This is a genomic window from Rossellomorea sp. DUT-2 (assembly GCF_052665285.1).
Genome location: NZ_JBQPEO010000003.1, coordinates 782,705 through 805,997, shown reverse-complemented (window position 1 = coordinate 805,997; position 23,293 = coordinate 782,705). Strand labels below are relative to the sequence as shown.

The following is a 23,293-nucleotide window of genomic DNA, read 5'->3' as shown; positions in this document are numbered from 1 at the left end:
TCAAGAGGTCCGTCCCTCACCCGTATTTCTCCTTGTACCGGCTGAGTGTGATCAGGGGCCAAATCGACCTGTAGCTATGGTAATGTATATAGAAATTTCCTGGAAGACCGACTCCTGTGGGGTACGTTTTGGATGAGTCATCCTCTTCTCCGTTCATTAATTCGAGAAGCGCCATGATCCCCAAGTCAATAGCAGGGGTTGGTTTGTCTTCGATACAGATGAGAGATTCCAGTGCCCATGCTGTTTGTGAAGGGGTACTGAAAGAAAGAGGCACGTATTTCTTCTCCTCATCACTGTAACAGGATTCCCCCCAGCCACCGTCTTTGTGTTGAATGCTTTCCAGCCAAGCTTTTGCTCTTTGGATATGTTTATCAGAAGAGGGTACTCCCGTTGCTTTCATTCCCGTGATGGCCACCCATGTTCCATAGATGTAGCAGACACCCCAGCGCCCGTACCAGGATCCATCGTCCTTTTGCATCAGCTTCAGCCATTGAAGCCCTCTTTTCACCTGTGGATGATCCTTGGTCATTCCTGCCCGGCTGCCCAGGAATTCCAATGTTCTTCCTGTTAGATCAGGGGTGGAAGGATCGATTGCCGCTGCCTCTGCCCCGTCCATTGGAAAGGAGGTTAGAATGCCTTTTGTTTTGTTTTTTTCAAAAGCCGGCCAGCCCCCATCACGATTCTGCATGCCAAGTGTCCATTCGAGCCCACGATCCCATGATTGTCGGACAAGTGGATTCTCAGCAGCGGAGTAAGTTATCGCCCTGAGCGCAGCTGTCGTATCGTCCACATCAGGGTGAATGCTGTTGCTCTCTGAAAAGCCCCAGCCACCAGGCTTCATAGCGCTCTCCATCGCCCAATCTCCATACCGAAAATGTTGTTTCTTTAGAAGGTACTCCACCGCTTTCTCTATGGAGTGGTCTCGTGCATCCACCCCCGCTTCCTGAAGGGTATAGCTGATTAGAGCTGTATCCCAGATGGTTGAAGGAGAGTTTTGAATATGGTGCCCCCTCTTTGTTTCACAGGCCATCTCTTTTAATCCACTCATTGCCTTAACAATTATAGGGTCACTCTTTTTGCATCCCAAAGCCATCAGGGCATATACCATATAAAAAGTCGTGCTGAAGTAACTAAGATAAGTTCCATCTGATTCGATTCGTTGCAGCATATACTGCTGGGCAAATTGCTTTGCCTGTTGATGCAGATGAGACGGAATACTTATTAAGGACTGCAAGCCCTCGTTGATTTTCGAAAATAATTTCAGCTCCCTATCACTGTATCTTACTTCATGTGGTGCCCGGGACAGATGGTGTATTTGTGGAATGCTGTTTGATTTTAACGAGAATCCCTGATCCTTCAGCAACAGTAATGGTACCAAATGAGCTCGTGCATAGCTGCTGAAATCCCAGAAATTCAAGGGGAATTGCTTGGGAATCATTAAAAATTCGATGGGAACCGGAAGCAAATGCCTCCAATCATATTGTCCATGGATGGCAAGCATGAATTTCGTAATCGAATGCGCCTCGTGAATGCCCCCCTTTTTCTCTATGAAACGCTGGGCTTTCTCCAGTCTCTTGTCTTCCTTCTCCACCAATCCACTAAACAATAGGGCAAAGTAAGCATCAATTGTTGAAGACAGATTTCCTTCCTTCTCATCCTCAAAAAGCTTCCATGTCCCTTCCCTTGTTTGCACTTTCCAAAGGCGTTTCACCAGCCGTTCCACAAGCTCTTCATCATTCACCTCAAGGGAACGTAGAAGAATAATCATATACGCATCGGTCATCACGCTATTTTCAAAGCAGAAGAACCAGCTTCCGTCTGCATTTTGTTTATGCTGAAGATCACTAACCATTTTATGAATCGTGTTCTCAATCTTCTTTCTCATACATTTATCCTCCCGATATCTGGTCTGATGTAATGTATATGTGAAGAATGCGGGTACTAGTAGTGAGATGCAAAGAAGAGCCTGCTCTCCGGTTGCGGAGGGCAGGCTCTTTCTATTGTTCTTCTATTTTCTTTGAGTAATAGCTTACAAGTTCGGGATACTTCTCAAGCTCTTTTTTTCCTTGCTCCGTTATCTGGTAAACTCCCCTTTTCACCCGCTCAAACCATCGGTAATAATTCTTCTGAAGAATGGATGGAGTTTTCGCACCCGTGCCTAACTTGGCTAAGTTCCTCGGTGACATGGGACCATGTTTTTCCAGGTAACAGGCGATTTGAATGCAGTTTTCTTTGTAAGCTGTCATGATTTTCGTTTTATTGCTGCCACCTACATTGTAATCTGCACTGCGCCCTTCGATTTCTTTTACAAGAGCCGCCCGTTTCCGCTTGCTGTTCTTCATACTCTTACTCCGGTCAAAGGTTTCCGGATGTATGACAAAATCAAGCTTTGGCGTTTTCGTTGTAAACGAAACGGTGATCAGACCGAGCTCTAATCTGCGGACCAAGTGACAGACATCATTCCACCGCTTTGACCGGGGGCGCTTTGGTTTCGGGATCGCAATGTACACAAGGTCTGTGAGTCTCTGCCGCTTTGTCGCTTGAATAAGAAGCTCGACATTCAATGACAGCTTTAATTCTACAATCACAAGTTCGTCTTCTTTAAAGGCAGTTACATCACAATCGTTCACTTCACCGTTCACCTGATAACCCTGTTTATGAAAATGTTTTTGGATCGGTTGATAAAGATCCATTTCTTTAAGTTTCTTCATGGTAAAAACCTTTCTAGGAAAGAATTCTATAGGGTAAAGTATAGACTATTCGAGAGATTTTTGCAGTTTGGGAGAAAAAGAGACCCCAACTCATGGTACGGGAGTTGGGGTGGAAGGCTTTTGGTTTCGTTTATCTGCCATTTCGATGATTTATCTGCCATTTGAGAAATATATCTGCCAAAATCATCTTTTATCTGCCATTCTGCAGATTCCGACACATTTTTCCAGCTTTCACATGATACAATCCCTACCCTCGAATCCTCTCAATCTCATCAGCCACAAACTGCACCGACGTCCCGACGATCACTTGAATGCTATTTTGCCCAACCACATGAATACCCGGAACCCCTGTCGCTTTGATTCGCGCCTGATCCACGGCATCCATGTCCTTCACTTCCACTCTCAATCTTGTAATACAGTTATCAACGGATGTTACATTTTCATCTCCGCCGAGTCCTGCATAGATCTCCGAGGCCATCACAGCAAACTTATCGCTTTGAGTATGCACAGATGCACTCTCCACTACTGCATCTTCATTATCCTCTTCACGGCCCGGAGTCATAAGATTGAATTTCGCGATCATGAAACGGAACAAGAAATAGTAGAGAAGGGCAAATACGACACCTTGTATGAGCAGCATGTACGGAAGATTCGCTAGCGGGAGCCTTGAGCTCAGGACAAAATCGACGAACCCTGCGCTGAAACCGAACCCGGCCGTCCATTGAAAGAAGGAAGCCATGGCCAGGGATAATCCTGTCAACACAGCATGTGCTACATAAAGGGCAGGTGCCACAAACATGAAGGCAAACTCCAGAGGCTCTGTCACTCCTGTGAAAAAGGAAGCAAAACCGGCTGCCAGCATAAGTGACGCCACCTGCTTCTTCTTACTTGGCTTTGCAGCATGATAGATGGCAAGCCCCGCTGCAGGAAGACCAAACATCATAACCGGGAAGAACCCAGCCTGATACATACCCGTCACACCTTTTTCACCCTTACCCGACCAGAAGTTCCCGATATCATTAATACCGGCAACGTCGAACCAGAACACGGAATTCAAGGCATGATGTAATCCAGTAGGAATTAATAATCGATTAAAGAATCCATATAAACCAGCACCAGTGAAGCCGAGCCCACTGATTTCCTTCCCGAATGATACCAGAGCAGTATAGATGACCGGCCAAACGAACAGCATCACGCCTGATACTACCAGCATGGCAACTGCCGACATGATCGGAACCAATCGTTTTCCGCTAAAAAAGGCAAGTGCATCCGGAAGCTTCACGTGACTGAATCGATTGTACATACTCGCGGCCACTATCCCTGACAGTATCCCGACAAACTGATTCCCGATTTTCTCAAATGCCGGATTGACCGCCGCGGCATCGACTCCTTGAAGCAGAGCCACTGAATCCGTTGAAAGGAGTGTCGTAATCACGAGATAAGCGACCAACCCGCTCAGTGCTGCAGAACCATCCTTCGTTTTGGCCATACCCAGTGCTACACCGACTGCAAACAGAATCGACATATTATCAATGATTGAAGCGCCCGCCTTAATTAGGAAAGCGGCAATCGGACTATCCGCGCCCCAGCCAGTCGGATCGATCCAATACCCAATCCCCATCAGAATCGCAGCAGCCGGCAAAACGGCAACCGGCAGCATCAACGAACGACCAATGCGCTGAAGATATTTCATCATTTTGTTTTCCCCCTATCAGTCTATTTTTCACTTCAAGATGCTTTGTCCAGAAAATAGGACAGAACCTCTCCCATAAAAACTATTCCGGTTCCTACCTGTTTAGAAGTGAATATGGAGGAATATTCAATCCCTTTAATAGGATTTTTCCAAATGTCTGACCGTCAAATTGACCAACAGGATCAATAACGAATAAGCCATTACAGGAAAAAACACGATATACGGCTCCAACAACAATTCTCCGTATCGACTTCCGATTAATCCGGCCCATTCATACGTCGCGCTTGAATAAGCATTGAACTGATCATGCTCCTGTCCCGAAGTAATGACCGTCCCTCCTATAAAAATATGAAAAATAGCGAGGTGCAGCAACAGGTTGAGAACCTGTACGAGCTGCCTGCCCGTCAAAATGATGAGTCTGGGGAAGATGTGAGGGAAAACATGCCTTTTTGCAAGGTGAAAGGATGATCCACCAAGGACTCGTGCACTATCCATAAAATCAAGGGAGTGAATATGCCGTACAGTCTCTCCGATCATCTTTGCTGTAGTAGGTACACCTGCCATAGTGAGAACAATCAGCTGTAAAAGGAGAGATTCGGTCATTGTAAGGGGTGGTGCAGTTCTCAACTCATACAGCAAAAATGGGGACAGCCAGATGATCGCTACCAATGACTGGGGCACGAACGTGAATGCTTGTAGCAGTCCTTCCATCCATGATGAAGTGAACCAGTTTTTAAGCCACACACCAAGGAAAGTCGCAATGATGATTCTACATAAGGTGACCAGTAACGCACATAACATCGTCCACTTCGCTCCAATCACCAACAAATAAAATAAATCATGGCCTTCCCGGTCCGTTCCAAGCCAATACAGGCTTGAAGGGGGGTATGGAGTAGTGTCCACCACAGCCCCATTTTCGTCATACAGAAATGGCTTGACGACGGGCTCTTCTTTTACAATCGGCCAGATGACGCTCACGAGAAAAGTCAAAATGAGTAGATAAGCTGGAAGCACCCTTAATGATTTCAAGCCTTCCCTCCTCCCTTCGTTCCATAAAATCGCTCCCGGTAATGGATTGTACCTTTTATCACTATAAAAAGTGGTGTCATGAAGAGGATCAGCATGAATGCCCGGGATGCCGCTGGCTGTTCTCCCATGATGAATCTCATGATCCCACTGCTATGAAACAGGAACTCGAGGACAACGAGATTGGTGAGCAAGACAAGGATGATGACGGGTAAATGAGCCAGGCACTCCATGACCGTATTTTTTATAATATGATGAAACGAAATGGCAAAACCGGAGATCCCTTTTGATTTTGCAAAGAGTACATAATCCTTCTCCATCTCTTCTTTCATGAATAGAACGTTCATTTTCAGGAGATAAATGCCCGGAACGATGCTTAAGGTTAAAAGCGGTAAGAGATAAGCCGGTTCATCATCGGTGGAATAGGCTGCCGCAAGTTCAACCCCTGTCTGTTTATAAAACCACACAACAAATAATTGAATACTAAAGATAAAAAAGACGTCTGGAAGTGATTCAAGAATTTCAACAGTGGCAAGTGTTATTTTCTTCAATGATGGATGGCAATGAATATACATCAAACTCGCCATTGCGACAATGGATATGGCTATAATAAAGCTTCCCAATAGCAAGGATAAACTATAAAAATAGGAATCTGCTATATAGGGAAATAAGTCTATTGTGACCATCTGCTGATGGAATTCCTCGGACCTCACTTCAGGCATTCCGGCGTAGGACCGGGTTTCTGAATGTACATAATATGAAAGTGTGTGCGGCTGCAGAATATTTTTCATAATCGTTAGAATAGTTGATGTAAAGGTCTTTAGGCCTCCAATCAATGAAGGAGAAGCCAGTAGGAGAATGATGCCTGTGCACGTCAATCCATATTGCCCAATTCCTTTTACGAATTTCAACATGAACATAACCCCTTAAGTTAAATCAGACTCATAAATAAATTGTTCTAATTTAGGAAGCGAGATGAACTGACTAAGATCCGCCCGCAGTGACTCCATTCTCTCTCTGTTTCCTGAATAAAAGATGTAATAGCCTTTCCGTTCACTCGTTACCAGGTCGGACTGTTGAAGAGTTTTAATATGACTGGAAATGGTCGCTTCAGCAAGGTCATGTTTTGCCGCAAGCTGTTTTGTGCTGTACGGATGCATGAAAACATCCCGTAAAATCTTTAATCTTGTTGATTCTCCCAAGGCTTTGAACATGAGAACTAAGTCTGTGGGAGGCTCATCATTTAAAGCTTCCGTCTCAGGCACTGCCACGTGCAATCCGAGGCAAAGCCTGCCAGGATATACGCCGAGCATGACATGTGGGGTAATGAAGGTAGAAAGCTGCAATGTGAGATGGGAATATTCTTTTAAAGAAAAACGGTACGTCTCACCCTTTTGCACCTTAAGGGTTGAGCCTTTTAGCGTAACATCCGGATGAAGCTCATTCAGTGCATCGAAAGAAGACTGATCAAGCTTTTGTTCGAAAGTGGAGGATGCCCTCTTAATCCATGGCTGTATACGGAACAATTCCCGTTGGAAAATCTTTTCGTTGTATTCGTATAGGAGCTGGTGAATACGGTCCTTCCACTGCTTCGGATGTTTCAGTAAATCCTTTTGATGATGGTTAAGCGGCGACATGCGATTATCTTTCCTCCAGCCTTGAAGCGATTCAACACTGTACTGCTCCCCCAGCATATAAAAAACGAATGGCTCATCAGGCATGGAACAAATAAACTCGATAGCTTCTTCTGTAGAGGACTCATTAAGATTGTATTCGTTGCGGATGTTCATGAGATACAGCCACTCATAGGTCAACGACCCAATCATCCGAATATCAGAGACCATCTCTTTTGAAAGTGATGCCTCTACCTCCATCGACCATTTCCTGCGATAAGGATGATGAACCGGATTACAGAGCACATGCAAACTCGCCACCAATTCATTAAATGGTGAAAACACAATTTCAATTCCCATAAGAACTCCACCTTTAACTGATTCGTTATTAATCTAATCAAATTATAAAACTGGATAAATTAAACATAATTTACGGTATGTGGAGGAATCTGTCAAGAGGGGTTTGAGGGACGGACCTTGAAGTTTGATTGAAAAAATGGTGTGGTTACGGATTGGTGGTTGGGCTGTAAAGCAGAGGTCCGTCCCTCTTTAACACGCAAAAAAAACCCCGTCAGGCATCAAGCCCGACGGAGGTCCGTCCCTCTATTAAGGTAATTCTGTTCCACCCATGAGGTAGCGGTCGCATTCGCGTGCTGCTTCACGGCCTTCGTTGATGGCCCAGACGATGAGGCTTTGGCCTCGGCGCATGTCTCCTGCAGCAAAGACTCCATCGACGTTGGTCAGGTATTTGCCGTATTCTGCTTTCACGGTGGAATTGCTGTTTGTTTCGACTTCAAGTTCCTTGATCAGGTCTTGTTCCGGCCCACTGAATCCGATTGCCAGAAGAACAAGATCTGCCGGCCATACTTTTTCCGTTCCAGGAATTTCATCGCGGATTTTGTTTCCATCTTCGTCATAACGAAGCTTTACATTAATCGTATGAACTTCTTTGATATGACCATGTTCGTCACCGACAAACTTCTTGGTCATGACAGCGTACGCACGTGGATCTTCTCCAAGTACTTCAGCTGCTTCTTTTTGACCGTACTCCACCCGGTGAATGACTGGATATTGGGGCCATGGATTGCCGACTTCATCCCGCATGGCACCCTTTTTATCGTAGATATCAAACTGAGTGAGGCTTTTACAGTTATGTCTTACAGAAGTGGCTAAACAGTCTGTACCTGTATCTCCACCACCGATGACGATGACGTTTTTCCCTTCAGCAGAAATATAATTCCCGTCTTCCAGGTTGGAATCCAATAGGCTTTTTGTATTGGAATGAAGGAAATCCATTGCGTAGTGAACGCCTTTCAAATCTCGTCCATCTACTTGGATGTCACGATGAACGGCCGCTCCTCCGCACAGGATGACTGCATCAAAGTTTTCACGCAGGTTTTCGACAGTGTAGTCTTTTCCGACCTCCGTATTCGTAACGAACTCAATGCCCTCTCCCTCTAAAATATCAACGCGGCGCTTTACGACTGAATAAGGCAGTTTCATTTCTGGAATACCATATGTTAATAGGCCGCCTACTCGATCATTTTTTTCGAAAACAGTCACAAGGTGCCCAGCTTTATTCAATTGAGCAGCAGAGGCTAATCCTGCAGGACCTGAACCTACGACCGCCACTCGTTTACCGGTACGGTGTTCGGGTGGTTCTGGAATGACCCAGCCTTCTTCAAACCCTTTTTCAATAATCGAGCGTTCCACGGTTCTGATTGCTACAGGGGGCTCATTGATTCCGAGTACACATGCTCCTTCACATGGTGCCGGACAAGCAAAACCTGTAAATTCCGGGAAGTTGTTCATCTGATGCTCGCGCTTAAGGGCTTCTTTCCATTGACCCTGATACACCAGGTCGTTCCATTCCGGTATTAAGTGATACACGGGGCAACCCGTTGTTGCTCCGTTGATTTCCATCCCGGACTGACAAGTGGGAACGCCGCAGTCCATACAGCGTGCCCCTTGTTTTTTGACTTCTTCTTCCGAAAGAGGAGAGGTGTAATCGTTCCAATCCTTCGTTCTTTCAGCCGGATGTCGTTCATCTAAAGTATGTCTTTTATATTCCATGAACCCAGTTGGTTTTCCCATAATATCCCCCTCCCTCTTTATTTCGCTGGTTCTAACACTTTTTTCTCTTCTTTTGTACCTTCTTCAAATGCTGCCATTTCAGCATCGAATTTCTCTAATCCACTATTCTCAAGCTCACTGATCCGTTCTCTCATCTTGAGGTACGATTTCGGAATCACGCGTACAAATTTTGACACGTAGGAATCCCAGTTCGCTAATATTTTCTTCCCATTGTTGCTGGATGTATAATGAACGTATTTCTCGATCATGTCGTATACATCTTTCATTTCTTCCGGGTCAAATAATGGTTGAACGAGGACAAGCTCCTGATTACATCTCGATCTAAAGTTTTCATCCTCATCCAGTACATAGGCGACTCCACCTGACATACCTGCGGCAAAGTTTCGGCCTGTAAGTCCAAGTACAACCACTTTTCCACCTGTCATATATTCACATCCGTGATCCCCGACGCTTTCAACAACTACCTGCGCTCCACTGTTACGGACACAGAAGCGCTCGCCGGCCACTCCATAAATATATGCTTCTCCACCAGACGCCCCGTAGAAGGAAACGTTACCGATGATCGTGTTTCGTTCTGGGATGAACGTAGCGGTTGGATCAGGATGAACGATGATTCTCCCGCCTGATAAACCTTTTCCTACGAAGTCATTGGAATCTCCTACAAGTCTCAGCGTCAGACCTTTTGGAATAAAGGCACCGAAACTTTGTCCTGCTGATCCTTTAAACGTCAAGCGAATTGTATCTTCCGGTAGGCCTTCTGCCCCGTAACGTTTTGTAATTTCGCTTCCAAGCATCGTGCCGGTTACACGGTGAATGTTGCGAATCGCTGTTGTCCATTCAACCGGTTCTCCCGTTTCAATCGCTTGGCGACAGCGAGGAATCAGCTCTTGATAATCGAGTGTCTTCTCAAGTTCGTGATCCTGTTTTCTTGTCGCATAACGGCCCACCTTTTCAGGCACATCTGGCTGATGCAGAAGAGCAGAGAGGTCGATCCCTTTCCCTTTCCAATGATCAATGGCTTCGTTTGCTTCAAGGATATCGGTTCTGCCAATCATTTCATTGATCGTTCTGAAACCAAGTTGAGCCATAAGCTCTCTTGTTTCCTGGGCAACAAATCGCATGAAGTTCGCTACATGTTCAGGGTCACCTGTATATTTTTTACGTAATTCAGGGTCTTGTGTCGCAATACCGACTGGACATGTATTCAAATGACAAACACGCATCATGACACATCCAAGAACAACGAGGGGCGCAGTCGAGAACCCATATTCTTCTGCTCCTAGAAGCGATGCAACCACAACATCCCGGCCCGTCATCATTTTCCCATCAGTCTCGACGACAATCCGGTCACGAAGACGATTCAGTAACAGGGTCTGATGAGCTTCGGCAAGACCGATCTCCCACGGCAATCCTGTATGTTTCAGACTCGTTCTCGGTGCTGCACCCGTTCCTCCATCATATCCACTGATCAGCACAACATCCGCCCGGCCTTTTGCCACACCTGCAGCGATCGTCCCAACACCGACAGCTGATACCAGCTTCACGCTGATGCGGGCCTGCGGGTTTGCATTCTTCAGGTTATAAATCAGCTCGGCAAGGTCTTCAATCGAATAGATATCATGATGAGGCGGTGGTGAAATCAATTCCACTCCAGGAGTAGATCCCCGCACTTCAGCAACCCAAGGATAAACTTTTTTGCCAGGGAGATGTCCACCTTCACCAGGTTTTGCTCCTTGTGCAACTTTGATTTGAATTTCGTCCGCATTTACCAGGTAATGGCTTGTTACACCGAAGCGTCCTGACGCTACTTGTTTGATCGAGCTGCGTCTTGAATCCCCATTTTCATCCGGGGTGAAGCGGCTTGGATGTTCCCCACCTTCACCTGAGTTGCTCCGCCCGCCAATTTTATTCATGGCAATCGCTAAAGCTTCATGGGCTTCCTGACTGATGGATCCGAATGACATGGCACCAGTCTTAAATCGGCGGCAGATCTCTTCCACTGATTCAACCTCTTCAATCGGGATAGGCTTCGTTTCTTTAAACGAAAGAAGTCCACGAAGAGATTGAAGATTCTGCTTTTCGTCTGTAAGCATGTTGGAATATTTTTTGAATAACTCATAATTATCCGTACGGCATGCATGTTGAAGAGTGTGAATCGTACTTGGATTGTACGCATGATCTTCTCCATTTTTCCGGTATTGGAATTCATCTCCGGAATCCAATGTTTGTTGATTGTCTTTTCGCTCATTGAACGCTTTTCGGTGCCTTAAGAGCACTTCTTTTTCGATGATATCCATCCCTATCCCGCCGAGTCTCGACGCTGTACGGGTGAAATATTTATCAATCACTTCTTTATGAATGCCTACCGCTTCAAAAATCTGGGCTCCACGGTAGCTTTGAATCGTAGAGATCCCCATTTTTGATAAAACTTTGATGACACCGTCTGTCCCTGATTTCACAAAGCTTTGCACCGCTTGTTCGTAAGTGGTATCCTGCAGCTCGCCCTTATCGATCAGATCGCGCAGTGTTTCATAGGCTAAATACGGATTGATTGCTTCTGCCCCATAACCAAGCAGGGTTGCGAAATGGTGAACCTCTCTTGGTTCCCCTGATTCTAAAAGGATGCTGACAGTCGTACGCGTTCCCTGGCGAATTAAGTGATGATGCAGCCCTGAAACGGCAAGGAGTGCTGGAATGGCTGCCTTATCCTTCACAACTCCACGGTCAGATAAAATAAGGAGTGTCGCACCGTCTTCAACGGCCTGGTCAGCTTTTTCATACAGAACATCCAGCGTACTTTCAAGCTGATCTTCTTCATCGGTTACATCAAATAAAATGGATAAAGTAACGGCTTTAAAGCCCTTTTCGTTTTGATGACGAAGCTTTTCAAGCTCTTCACCGGTTATAATCGGTGAATTTAAATGGATATGCCTGCAGCTTTCAGGACCGGGGTCAACCAGGTTTCCTTCTGCTCCAATCGTTGTTCCTACAGATGTAATGATCTGTTCTCGGATCGCATCGATCGGTGGGTTTGTTACTTGGGCAAAAAGCTGTTTGAAGTAGTTATAAAGAAGCTGTGGCTTTTTCGATAATACTGCCAGAGGTGAATCATATCCCATGGAACCAACCGGATCTTTGCCGTCCGTCACCATCGGCTTGATGATTTTGTTCAACTCCTCATTTGTGTAGCCAAAAGCCTGCTGCTGCAAACGCACTTCTTCTGAATCCAGTTGAACTGGTTCATGAGTCGTTTCAGGTAGATCTTCAAGTTCAAATTTATTATTATCCAGCCAATGTCTGTACGGATGCTCGGAAGCAACGCGCAGCTTGATCTCTTCATCAGGAATGATTCTTCCTTTTTCAAGATCAACAAGCAGCATTTTCCCTGGCTGTAATCGATCTTTGTACACAATATCATCAGCAAAAATATCCAGGGCCCCTACTTCAGAACCAAGAACGATCATGCCACCCTTTGTCACATAATAACGTGCCGGGCGTAGTCCATTTCGGTCCAGACAGGCTCCAATCTGCTTTCCATCCGTAAACACAAGGGCTGCCGGTCCATCCCATGGCTCCATCAAACAGCTATGATATTCGTAGAAGTCCTTTTTCTTCGGATGGATCGTGTCATCGTTTTCCCAAGGCTCCGGTACCATCATCATGGCCGTGTGGGCAAGGGATCTTCCAGATAAATGAAGGAATTCAAAGCAGTTATCAAACATAGAGGAATCACTGCCTGTCTCATCAATAACAGGAAGGATTTTTTCCAGATCTTCTTCTTTAAATGCACTTGATTGGCACAGCTTCTCACGTGCGCGCATCCAGTTCACATTACCTCTTAATGTATTGAACTCTCCATTATGAATCGTATATCGGTTTGGATGAGATCTCTGCCAGCTCGGGAAAGTGTTTGTACTAAATCGGGAATGTACAAGGGCTAAAGCTGATCGGAACTCAGGGTGGTTGAGGTCAATATAAAAAGAATCGAGCTGTTCCGGGATGAGCATCCCTTTGTAAACGATGGTCGTGGACGACAAGCTACAAAGATAGACATCTTCTTGTCCCTCAACAGTTGCCACTTCTTTTTCAATTCGTTTCCGGATCACATATAACTTTCGTTCGAAATCCATCCGGGACTGTATATCATCCGATACGCCGATGAATACCTGACGGATGAACGGCTTCGACTTGGAAGCCACTTTTCCGACAAAGGAATCATTGAGGGGAACAGGTCTCCAGCCAAGTGTCTTCTGACCTTCTTCTTCAATGATGCGTTCGAAGATTTCTTTGCTCTTCATGCGCTTCTCATAATTTTCAGGAAGGAACACCATTCCGATTCCATATTCACCTTTTCTCGGAAGGATGATGTCTTCTTTCTCACATTGCTTTTTGAAGAAATGATGAGGGATTTGGGTGAGGATACCTGCACCGTCACCAGTACTTGTATCTGCTGATTGTCCTCCGCGGTGCTCTAAGTTACATAGAATATTAATGGCATTTTGAACGATGTTATGACTCTTCGTCCCATCAATATTTGCGATCATTCCAATTCCACATGCTTCATGTTCTTGCGCAGGATCATACATACCTTGCGCTACAGGAAGATTCGTTTTCATCCAATGTCCTCCTCTACTAAACTTGTATATTGTTTGAATAATTAACCGGTTAATTAAATTTTCTTAATTTTCGTTAGTATATCATGAAATTTAGAAAAAACGAAAAATTAAGTTAATGGAAAAAATGCGGTTTTCCCAAATATATATGTAATAGACTGATTGAACCTTGATATATAAATGTTTGTTTTCACTCAATATTCAGAATCTTTTAAAGCTTGATGCAATCATAAAGAAATCGCTTACAAAAAACCGCTCACTGGAACATTTTTCAACAAATCCCAACATGAATTTTCATGCAAAATTTTAATTAAAAAATTTTTTTCATACCCTGAATTTCAGCTGCTGAAACCCTTCTTCTTTTCCCTCGGGTACCAAAATTCAAACCAAATGAAGAGGGACGGACCTCCACGAATCGTGGAGGTCCGTCCCTCTTCTGTGCTATTTATTCGCTTCTTTCAATGCTTCGCTTTCAACAAGGTCCATGAAATCGGTGACGACTTTGTTGTTGTTTTTTTCTCCGCCCAGTTTTAATAAGACTTTCCCCAGGAAGTTTACTCCCCTGTTTTCGCCTTTATAGACGAATCTGGTTTCGCCGTCGTCTATTTTGTGAAGGGTGAATTCCGCTTCGATTTCAAAGGCTTTGGCAAGTGTGAAACCAATTTTATTGTGTTTTTTCTCGGGGGTGTTCTCGTACTCGAGGTCTTCTACAATATACGTCTCGATTCTTTTCCCTTCTTTGTATTTCTGTTGGTAGGTGGAGCCTACCACGCCTTCCTTTAGCTCCAGTACCTTGTTTTCAACGACGTTCGGCATAATTCGTTGAATGTTCTCGATCTCAAACAATTGCCAGATCGTTTCAATGTTGACTGGAATGATCCGTTCTTCATGCCATTTAATCATCCTTATCCTCTCCTATTCCCATCTCAAAGAAATCATCCATTTCTTCGATCACTGTTTGTATGCGCTCTATCTCAGCTTCCAAGTCCCGTTTCTTGGCACGTATCAATTGTTCCAGATTCTCAAAGGATTCGTCATTTACGACGATTAACATTTCTTGAATGGAAAAGTTAAATCTCCTTAAGTAGACCAATAATCGTCCCACTAGATAGGACCCATTATCATAATAGCGATAGTTGTTTGCAGGATCGATATATACAGGTTCCAGCAATTTGATCTCTGCGTAATAACGCAGTGTTTCCTTACTCAGTCCTGTCATCTTGGAAAACTCGCTCACCTTGTACATTCTTTCCACCTCACACTTAAATCATAAACTACGTGGTGCACCACACGGTCAATCCCTTACTATAAAATGGTTTCCCGACACGATCTTTGTAAACTGAGATTTTCATGAATAGATACGCTTCCCTTGATAAATTTCTTAACTTCTTCGCATGCCTCTTCAATAGAAGACGCTTTTATCATCACCTTTTTATCTCCAGGATACTGACTCGCCGTATGGCAGTATCTTGGATCATAATAGTACTCCATTAAAAGCTCTAAAATCAGCTGATAATTCTTCTCTTTCAGCTCACCTTCTATTTGATTGGCAATCGGGCTATGTATACGTTCTTGATACACTGAAACGCTTCTGTAAATTCATCACGATGCTCGTGTAAACGGTATTCCTCTAAAATATGATTGACTCTTTCTTTCATTGGCATCTCAATAAAAACCGCTTTCTTTTTTCTCTACTAGAAAATCGGGGATAAGCAGCTTTCCGATCCGTTTGCTTTCTGCTTCAAATTATATAAAGGGAGATTCCTGCAGCCCCATCAGGTCTTTAAGAAGAAGGGAATCAATGGTTTTCTGGTTGCTTGGTGTCAACCCGATCCGTCCAAAGATTGAGCCTCGATGGTTGGCTAACGTTTCGATATCCAGGACGGGGTACCCTTCCTTTTGAAGCTGTTTCAGAATGGCTGTTTTGCCAATACCGTTCCACCGCCCTCTCTTTGCATACTTGCTTATCTAGAGTCCCGACTTCCGCTCTCTCTTCATCATTGAAGACGGGTAAGTTCATACGACCCGGAATCATCATTTTCATTTCCCTGTATTCAGAAGGAGATCTCACATCTACGAATGTATAATTTGATCTATCGTTATTTCCTTGAACATTTCATCAACTCTCCTCTTCACTTCTAACTTTTAGTTTACCACCTCTCCAACCCGATTGTTCACAACATTCTGTAACTGTAATCATCCTTTCCTTTCTTTTTAGAACTATTTATCTAGTCAAGATGCATAGGCAGTAAGAGTACGATAATGATAGAAAGAGCGTTTCTCCGCCATGGAGAAACGCTCTTTCTATTTTAATTGCAATTCCTTTATTTTTTGCCTGATATGATCCGGCCACCATGCCCCGCATTCTTCCGATACCACACAGGCCGCACATTTTTCCAAGTCGTACACCATCATACCCTGAATCGGCGGAGAATAGAGATGGAGGGTCACCAAATCTTCCCCACTCTCCTTCTTCATTTTGTGAACACCCTTTTTCGGTGCAAAAAAGAAAGAACCCTCCCTATATTCGCGATGGAATATCTCCTGTGGAAGCTTGTTTTCTTTTACTTCAAAGATTGTATTGACTGTAGTCCCGTTCATGACTTGGATCCATCCCTTAGAGTTCCCATGATCATGTGGGGCACATTCGATATCGGACCAATTCATCACGAGGAGCTCTGCTTCTTCATTTTGATAAAGGAGCTTTCGATAATAGGGCTTTCCTTCCGGAGACTGTAAGTATGGCTGTAAATCATCGAGACTTAAGTTTAGAGACTGCAAGACTTCTTTAAGTTCTTTCGTTGAAGGGTTGGTCAATTCATCCAATCTATCCTTTATCCGTTCCCTTAAGATCACCGCGATTCCTCCCTATGTTATCGTTTCCTCCATAGAAACCGATGGAAAACAGAAATCATCTGGCCATTTACAATCACAACTCCTATTATAATTATGATTCCACCCATGATGCTTATGAAGAAAATTTTCTCGTGCAGGAGAAGGATCGCGGCAATGAGTGTAGTAACAGGCTCTAAATACAGAAACATCGACACCTTTGACGCATCCAATACCTCAAGTGCCTTCCCCCAATACCAGTACGCAATACCTGAGACAAACACACCGAGGAACATCAAGTGGGCCCATTCCACATTTGATAGAAGAGAAATGCCTTCCCAGCCGCGGTTTCGGATGAGAAAAGGGATGGTTAAGCTGAACCCCAGCAGGCTCATATAAAAAGTGATGACGAGAGATGGCAACTCGATACGGAGTTTCTTCAGCAGCACTGAGTAGATGGCCCAATTCAATGTACTGAGAATCATCAGGGTATAACCAATGTTGACAGCAAACCCGATGGACTGACCGCTCCTTGCTGTCGTCACCATCAGCACACCGGTAATTGCTATAATCATACCTATCGCTTTTGGAACCGTCATTTTTTCATGTAAAAAAATCATGGAGAGGATTACGGTGAAAACGGGAGAAAATGAAATCATCCAGCCTGCTGATGATGCATCGATTGTAAGGAGGGCCGTCGCCTGGATCACTTGGTGAATGAAGACCCCAAGTACCCCCAGCACGATCAGGTGCGGGATATATCTGATCGGAATGATGAGGCGATATCTTTTTAAAAGTAAGAGCATGAGCAGAAACAGAGCTCCAATCGCAAACCGGAGAACGAGCAGTGTATAAGGATCAAGGGTGTCCAACACTGCCTTCGTTGATACAAATGATATGCCCCAGAAGCTGATTGACATCATAGCATATAATGAGGCGACAACCTTTGTTTTAACTGGAATCATGGGCGTGGTATCCTTTCGAAAAAGGGTCTTTGTATCATGGTATGCTCGTCCGGGTGAAAGATGTGGGGATTGTAGTGAAATTTGGTGTGGGATGGGTTTAGACGGTTTTGAAAATAAGTTGGAATCCGGACCCGCTGTGGCATATTGTATGTCGATAATAAACTGGTCATACTCGATAATATATTTGAAAAGTCGATAATAAACATACCAAACTAGATAATATATCCGGGAAGTGGGGAATCTTCAATTTTGGTTTCGGGTGGGGCGAATGAAGGTCCGTCCCTCTTTTTTAATCAGCTGCTGATTTTTCTGGAATATTTAACAGGTGAATTTCTTTGATTTTTCAGCTGCTGAATAAACACTAGTATTCTCCTGTTGAATTTAAACGTTATTTTAACGGTTGTATTTTATCTATATTTCTCCTGTTAATTTCCGTCGTTTTTCACCTGTTAAACTACCACCATATCAAACGAAAAAAGACGAACCCCATCCAAGGTCCATCCCTCTCTCTACCGTTTTGATTAGCTGCGCAGGTGATTGAAGGTCCGTCCCTATACCCCAACAGCTCCCTTCGTTGTGATTTCTATAGCTTCCACCATAATCCCTACCATTTTCTTAAGCTCTTCTTCGGTTGTGGCGAGTGGTGGCATGAAGACGATGGTATCTCCGATCGGCCGGGTCAGCATACCCAGTTCACGCATCTTGATGGTGGTCCGGTAGCCGACTCTGTCTTCCCACAGGAACGGCTTTTTACTGGCTTTATCCTGTACCAACTCAATGCCGCAGATCATCCCGAGCTGTCTGATGCTGCTTACATGGGGATGATCCTTTAAAGGAGCTAACAGGGATTCAATGATCCCCGATTTCTCTTGAACTTTCTCAATCAGGTTTTCTCTTTCATAGATCTCCAGATTCGCCAATGCCGCAGCACAACCAAGCTGGTTTCCTGTATAGGAATGACCGTGGAAGAAGGTTTTCAGTGATGTGTAATCATCATAGAATGCTTCATAGATTTCTTCTGTGGTAAGGGTTGCTGCAATGGGGAGGTATCCACCTGTGATCCCTTTTGCCACTGTCATAATGTCAGGCTGGACTTGTTCGTGCTCGACTGAGAACATTTTTCCTGTACGGCCGAAGCCTGTTGCTACTTCATCGACAATGAGAAGCACCTCATATTTCCGGCAAAGCTTTTCGACGCCTTTAAAGTAGCCATTTGGCATAATATTCATGCCGCCAGCACCCTGTATCAACGACTCCACGGTCATACCGGCAATTTCATGATGATGCTCTTTCAAAATCCCTTCCAGCTCTTCAAGTGCACGATTTCGAATCTCTTCCTCATCCTCTAAATCCGGGTGATGGTCCACGTCCGGGAACGGAGCAACGAGTGATTCAAACATAAGAGATTTGTAGACTCTGTGAAAAATGTCCACCTTCCCGACGCTGATCGCACCGACCGTATCTCCATGGTACGCATTTTGAAGAGTGATAAACTTCTGTTTTTCCGGCTTCCCTTTATTTTGCCAGTATTGATAAGCCATTTTAATGGCAATTTCCACAGAGGTTGCACCGCTGTCTGAATAAAAGACTCTGGCTAATCTCTCCGGGGAAAGTTGGACCAGCTTTTCGGCTAACAAAATCGATGGAACATTGGTGGCACCGAGCAAAGTAGAGTGCGCGATTTTATCAAGCTGATCCTTGATCGCTTGATTGATTTCCTCATTACGATGGCCATGAACGTTTAGCCACAGAGAGGAATATCCATCAAGATATTCATTCCCGTAGATATCCCGAAGATAAACGCCTTCCCCGCTTTCAATCACCAACGGGTTCTCATCATAATCCTTCATCTGTGTAAACGGAAGCCACATATATTGACTGCTTTTTTCAATAAGCTGTTGTTGATTCACTCTGTATAGCCTCCTCTAACTCTTCAAGGTTCCAATTCTTAAATAACTCCCCTACATCGACAGTTGCAAAAGAATCCTGCGATATGTTTGGCAGCACACCGATTACCTTTACACCGGTTAATGTTTCGATCATTCGTTTGTTGTCCCGCTCGATCTCCGGCATTTCATCTCTGGATGTCTGATTCAGGATGATGCCTGCGATTTTAATACTCCGTTGTTTCAATGCCATCACAGACAGGACCGTATGATTAATTGTGCCAAGACCTGCTCGCGCGACAAGAATGACAGGCAGTGACACTCGTTCGATTAAATCAAGAATGGTTTCTTCTTCGTTTAGCGGGACAATCAGTCCTCCCGCTCCTTCAATCAGTAAAAGTTCGTGAGTGCTTTTTAACTTCTCGACTTGTTCTAAAATTGGCTCCAATTCAATCGAAACACCGTCTATTGCAGCTGAGAGATGAGGAGAGCTTGGAGTTTTCAATAAATATGTATTAGCATCTTTTCCAAAAGAACGATCAGTGACCTCTTCATAAAATTCAGTATCGGGTGCTACTAGTCTATCTTTTTTCAAGACAGCTCCACTTTGCACGGGCTTATAGGGGAATGCATCCATGCCCTTTTCCAAGAAGTACTTTGTTAACAATCCAGTGGTTAACGTTTTGCCGATATCTGTATCTGTGCCGGTAATGAAAAAACCCTTCATATTTTCCCTCCTTTTATGTAAACCTTATTTACAAACTGGTTAACATTTAAGATAATATCAATCATACCACAGTTTTGAGGAGGAGAAAATGAAAATGGGAAAAACTAGAGAAATGGTCTTATGTGGTCTTTTTGCTGCTTTAATGGCAGTAGGAGCGAATGTGTCTCCGTTTTTAATGATTGGAGGAGTTCCGGTCACCCTTCAGTTGATGTTTGCCATCATTGCGGGAGGAATACTTGGAAGCCGGGTGGGAGCGAAGGCGATGACGGTATATTTAGCTCTCGGCCTAGTAGGGGCCCCGGTCTTTGCACAATTTAAAGGAGGACCGTCAAGCCTGCTCAGTCCTACCTTTGGATTTATTCTATCCTTTATCGCGGTTGCGTTCGCCGTGGGAATCGTTTTGGAAAAGAAGCGTACATTTGTAGGATATCTCACTGCAGGAATCCTCGCCTTATTGTTAAATTACATAATCGGAACGAATTTCATGTACCTGGCCCTGACATTTTGGGCAGAAGCACCGGGCGGATTCAGTTACACGGTTGCCTGGGGATGGATGGTTGCGTATCTGCCGCTGGATATAGGAGTCATGGCTGTTTCCATGGTGATTCTTCAGCGATTGTATAAGGTGGTACCGTCGAGGCATATGAGTCCTTCTTTTCATAAATAAGGGGAGCATTTGTATAGATCGGCAGCTGAGAGATTGGATTCAGCTGCTGATTTCCGCACAATATTCAGCAGCTGATTTTAAGCGTTCATTAAACAACTGAATCCCCCATGAAACCAACTCCATTCCACAAAAAAACACCCGACACCCTAAAACAGGCATCAGATGTCTATCATTTTTATTTAATTGCAGTCTCATAAACCTTCAAATTTCCATAAATCAAACGCAATTCACGCGCTTCGATTCCCTCTGCTTCTGCAGCCTTCAATAAATAACCGTAAAAATGATCCGCTTCTACAGAGAGACCTTTTTCCATATCCCGTTGTAAGGATGACTTCATGCTATAACCCATTTGATTGATTTTATCGTATTGAGCTTCTTCTATTTTCTCAGCAAGTGGTGCTTTCAAGCTTCTCATAATCGCTGCGGCTTCATAAAGGACTCCTTTGATCATATCTGCACCCTCTGCTATTTCCCGAATCGGGCCAATCGGTGCACGGTACAGGGACGTGACACCTGAAAGAGTGGTGATAAATAAATACTTATGCCACATATCCTGCTCGATGGTGTCGGATAATCGGAAGTTTGCCTTCGTTCCTGAAAATGCCCCTTCAAGCTTCACAATCCTATCCGTTCGCTCACCACTTCTTTCTCCAAAAACGAGATCATGAATGGGACTTGATTGAATGACCTTCCCTGATTCGTCAAGTGTCGACTCCACAAAGCATAAACCGCCTATCACTCTTTCTTCCCCGAATGCTTCTATAAGATCGTCGACGTGAGACATTCCGTTTAAAAGTGGAAGTATCATCGTATTTTCACCTACGAAGGAGTGAAGGCTCTCGATTGCTCCCTTAAGATGATAAGCCTTGGTCGAGAGGATAATGGCGTCAAAAGGCTCTGCTTTTTCTCCTGACCTCACCGTTTTCGGCTCGCAGTGAAAATCACCATGAACACTTTCAATATGCAATCCATGCTTTTTCAGCTGCTGCTCTCTTCGCTCACGAACGAGAAACGTAACATCCTCACCCTTTTCTACCAATCTGCCTCCGAAATAGCCCCCAACGGCACCTGCACCAACAACTAGTATTCTCATTCAATCCGCCTCCTTTTCCTTTTCACTGCCATGTCACTATTCTCCGATATGAAAGCGCATAAATCAAAAATATTGGCTTTGCAGAAAAATAAGGTGCCCCCAAATAGTCAGGGGGACACCACATTCAGTACATCAACCCGTACACCAAAAATCGCTCATACTCATTTTTTTCATAATCCCCTGACAAGTTCACTTCTTTCCGCAAAACGAAAAGGGGGTGATTTTCTAAATAATGCACATAATCATCCGAGCTATAGTACAACACGATCTCGATATCACGTGGTGATTGTTCAACTGAAAAGAGGATGTTATTGATGATCTTCATGAAAATCTGAACGGAAAACGGATTAAAAAAGTAAAATCGGTTATCCTTTGGATGGATCATATACTCTTCTGCCAGGCAGTGATAAAAGTAGAGATTATCACGTTTGGCTTTTGCTTTTTTTAAATAGCTTTCCCGGTTCTCCACGGCTTCTTCATAAAAATCTTCATTCATTTCAATGCCAACTACGGTGGATTGAAATAGATGGTGTATAAAGAAATTCAATCGCCCTTTTCCACATCCGAAATCAACAACGCGATCACTGCCATTCAATCTATAATGTCGGAATAATTCATCCAGTGCTTGATACGGAGTCGGCTCATACCGATGATAATGAAAAGACCGATGAAACCCCATCTGCAACTCACACGTTCGAACACCTAATAATTCATCATAATTCTCTTCCTTCATACATACTCCTTTTTGAAGGTCCGTCCTTCTTGGACCTTAAAGTTTAGTAGAGGTAACCAAGCATGTCCAGTTGGCCGCTTGACCATTTTTTGGTACCTACTCGTTTGATCATGAGTTCGTTTATGGTTTCGGTGCCGATGCCCCGGGTGGTCTGGTTTTGGTCGTTGATCTTCATCCACGTGCATTGGTTGGACACCGATTGGAAGCCATTTTTTTCATATAAGGATGGATCATCGGCAAATAAAAGAAGGAAATCGATGTTTCGGCCATCACAGAACCTTTCTAATTCGAAGAGAAGCTGTGATCCGATTCCCAGGGAGCGACTACCCTTTGAAACGCACAAATCGATTATCCCCAATACATTTATAGGCTCACCTTCCAATTTCATGACTCGGTAATCCACCCCGACATGCCCCACTAAACGTTGATCTCCGTTATGGACGAGATACCTGAAATGAGGAATCTGTTTAAAGTAAATTCTATCATCAGGATAGCCATCTCCAAAACATTCAGTTAATAATTCTTGTATTTCAGCTTTCATTTTTCCTTTGATATCATAATCAACGATTTGTTTCACTTGATATTCCCTTTCCACTTTCACACGTTCGCCCCCTCATAAATAAATATAAGCACTTTCATT

19 protein-coding genes are annotated in these 23,293 nt (G+C 44.2%); 1 reads left to right on the top strand and 18 read right to left on the bottom strand.

Features of this window, described 5'->3' with window-relative positions; translation table 11 throughout:
- Positions 1-16 precede the first annotated feature (16 nt).
- The 15 genes from shc to bioD all read right to left on the bottom strand — a co-directional run bounded on the left by shc (position 17) and on the right by bioD (position 20,160).
- Complete coding sequence (shc, locus tag ACOSV2_RS14945; protein WP_428975798.1) at positions 17-1,885, bottom strand: squalene--hopene cyclase; 1,869 nt, start codon at positions 1,883-1,885, stop codon at positions 17-19.
- 112 nt (positions 1,886-1,997) lie between these two features.
- Positions 1,998-2,711 (bottom strand): DUF2161 domain-containing phosphodiesterase, encoded by a 714-nt coding sequence (locus tag ACOSV2_RS14940; protein ID WP_428975797.1) that lies wholly within the window; start codon positions 2,709-2,711, stop codon positions 1,998-2,000.
- A gap of 247 nt (positions 2,712-2,958) precedes the next feature.
- Positions 2,959-4,407, bottom strand: coding sequence for an N-acetylglucosamine-specific PTS transporter subunit IIBC (nagE, locus tag ACOSV2_RS14935; protein WP_428975796.1), 1,449 nt, complete (start codon positions 4,405-4,407; stop codon positions 2,959-2,961).
- Between the two features lie 132 nt (positions 4,408-4,539).
- A complete protein-coding gene (locus ACOSV2_RS14930) occupies positions 4,540-5,433 on the bottom strand; it encodes an ABC transporter permease subunit (protein ID WP_428975795.1) in 894 nt (297 codons plus the stop codon).
- On the bottom strand, positions 5,430-6,344 hold the full coding sequence (locus ACOSV2_RS14925) for an ABC transporter permease subunit (protein ID WP_428975794.1): 915 nt from the start codon (positions 6,342-6,344) through the stop codon (positions 5,430-5,432). The genes ACOSV2_RS14930 and ACOSV2_RS14925 overlap by 4 nt, the downstream gene beginning before the upstream one ends.
- A 12-nt stretch (positions 6,345-6,356) precedes the next feature.
- Positions 6,357-7,403 carry an ArsR/SmtB family transcription factor gene (locus ACOSV2_RS14920; RefSeq protein WP_428975793.1) on the bottom strand — a complete coding sequence of 349 codons (1,047 nt, stop codon included), beginning with the start codon at positions 7,401-7,403 and terminating at the stop codon, positions 6,357-6,359.
- Positions 7,404-7,649: 246 nt separating this feature from the next.
- Positions 7,650-9,137 (bottom strand): glutamate synthase subunit beta, encoded by a 1,488-nt coding sequence (locus ACOSV2_RS14915; protein ID WP_428975792.1) that lies wholly within the window; start codon positions 9,135-9,137, stop codon positions 7,650-7,652.
- A gap of 17 nt (positions 9,138-9,154) precedes the next feature.
- Positions 9,155-13,753 carry a glutamate synthase large subunit gene (gltB, locus tag ACOSV2_RS14910; protein WP_428975791.1) on the bottom strand — a complete coding sequence of 1,533 codons (4,599 nt, stop codon included), beginning with the start codon at positions 13,751-13,753 and terminating at the stop codon, positions 9,155-9,157.
- 438 nt (positions 13,754-14,191) lie between these two features.
- A complete protein-coding gene (locus ACOSV2_RS14905) occupies positions 14,192-14,653 on the bottom strand; it encodes an SRPBCC family protein (RefSeq protein WP_428975790.1) in 462 nt (153 codons plus the stop codon).
- Positions 14,646-14,996 carry a MerR family DNA-binding transcriptional regulator gene (locus tag ACOSV2_RS14900; RefSeq protein ID WP_428975789.1) on the bottom strand — a complete coding sequence of 117 codons (351 nt, stop codon included), beginning with the start codon at positions 14,994-14,996 and terminating at the stop codon, positions 14,646-14,648. Before ACOSV2_RS14900 ends, ACOSV2_RS14905 begins: the two co-directional genes overlap by 8 nt.
- A 59-nt stretch (positions 14,997-15,055) precedes the next feature.
- The gene (locus ACOSV2_RS14895) at positions 15,056-15,331 is read right to left on the bottom strand and encodes a hypothetical protein (protein WP_428975788.1); all 276 of its coding nucleotides are present in this window, start codon (positions 15,329-15,331) and stop codon (positions 15,056-15,058) included.
- Positions 15,332-16,054: 723 nt separating this feature from the next.
- On the bottom strand, positions 16,055-16,606 hold the full coding sequence (locus tag ACOSV2_RS14890; RefSeq protein WP_428975787.1) for a cysteine dioxygenase: 552 nt from the start codon (positions 16,604-16,606) through the stop codon (positions 16,055-16,057).
- Positions 16,607-16,623: 17 nt separating this feature from the next.
- Positions 16,624-17,547, bottom strand: coding sequence for a DMT family transporter (locus ACOSV2_RS14885; RefSeq protein WP_428975786.1), 924 nt, complete (start codon positions 17,545-17,547; stop codon positions 16,624-16,626).
- A 551-nt stretch (positions 17,548-18,098) separates the two neighbouring features.
- A complete protein-coding gene (gene bioA, locus ACOSV2_RS14880; RefSeq protein WP_428975900.1) occupies positions 18,099-19,418 on the bottom strand; it encodes an adenosylmethionine--8-amino-7-oxononanoate transaminase in 1,320 nt (439 codons plus the stop codon).
- Positions 19,419-19,434: 16 nt separating this feature from the next.
- On the bottom strand, positions 19,435-20,160 hold the full coding sequence (bioD, locus tag ACOSV2_RS14875; RefSeq protein ID WP_428975785.1) for a dethiobiotin synthase: 726 nt from the start codon (positions 20,158-20,160) through the stop codon (positions 19,435-19,437).
- Between the two features lie 88 nt (positions 20,161-20,248).
- Here bioD and ACOSV2_RS14870 point away from each other — a divergent pair, with 88 nt between their 5' ends.
- A complete protein-coding gene (locus ACOSV2_RS14870) occupies positions 20,249-20,827 on the top strand; it encodes a biotin transporter BioY (RefSeq protein WP_428975784.1) in 579 nt (192 codons plus the stop codon).
- 175 nt (positions 20,828-21,002) lie between these two features.
- Here the strand turns inward: ACOSV2_RS14870 and ACOSV2_RS14865 are convergent, their stop codons facing one another.
- From ACOSV2_RS14865 to ACOSV2_RS14855, 3 genes are all read right to left on the bottom strand, one after another.
- The gene (locus tag ACOSV2_RS14865; protein WP_428975783.1) at positions 21,003-21,920 is read right to left on the bottom strand and encodes a ketopantoate reductase family protein; all 918 of its coding nucleotides are present in this window, start codon (positions 21,918-21,920) and stop codon (positions 21,003-21,005) included.
- Positions 21,921-22,044: 124 nt separating this feature from the next.
- Entirely contained in the window at positions 22,045-22,653 is a 609-nt protein-coding gene (locus ACOSV2_RS14860; RefSeq protein ID WP_428975782.1) for a methyltransferase, read from the bottom strand.
- Positions 22,654-22,696: 43 nt separating this feature from the next.
- Positions 22,697-23,254 (bottom strand): GNAT family N-acetyltransferase, encoded by a 558-nt coding sequence (locus ACOSV2_RS14855; RefSeq protein WP_428975781.1) that lies wholly within the window; start codon positions 23,252-23,254, stop codon positions 22,697-22,699.
- Between the last annotated feature and the right edge of the window lie 39 nt (positions 23,255-23,293).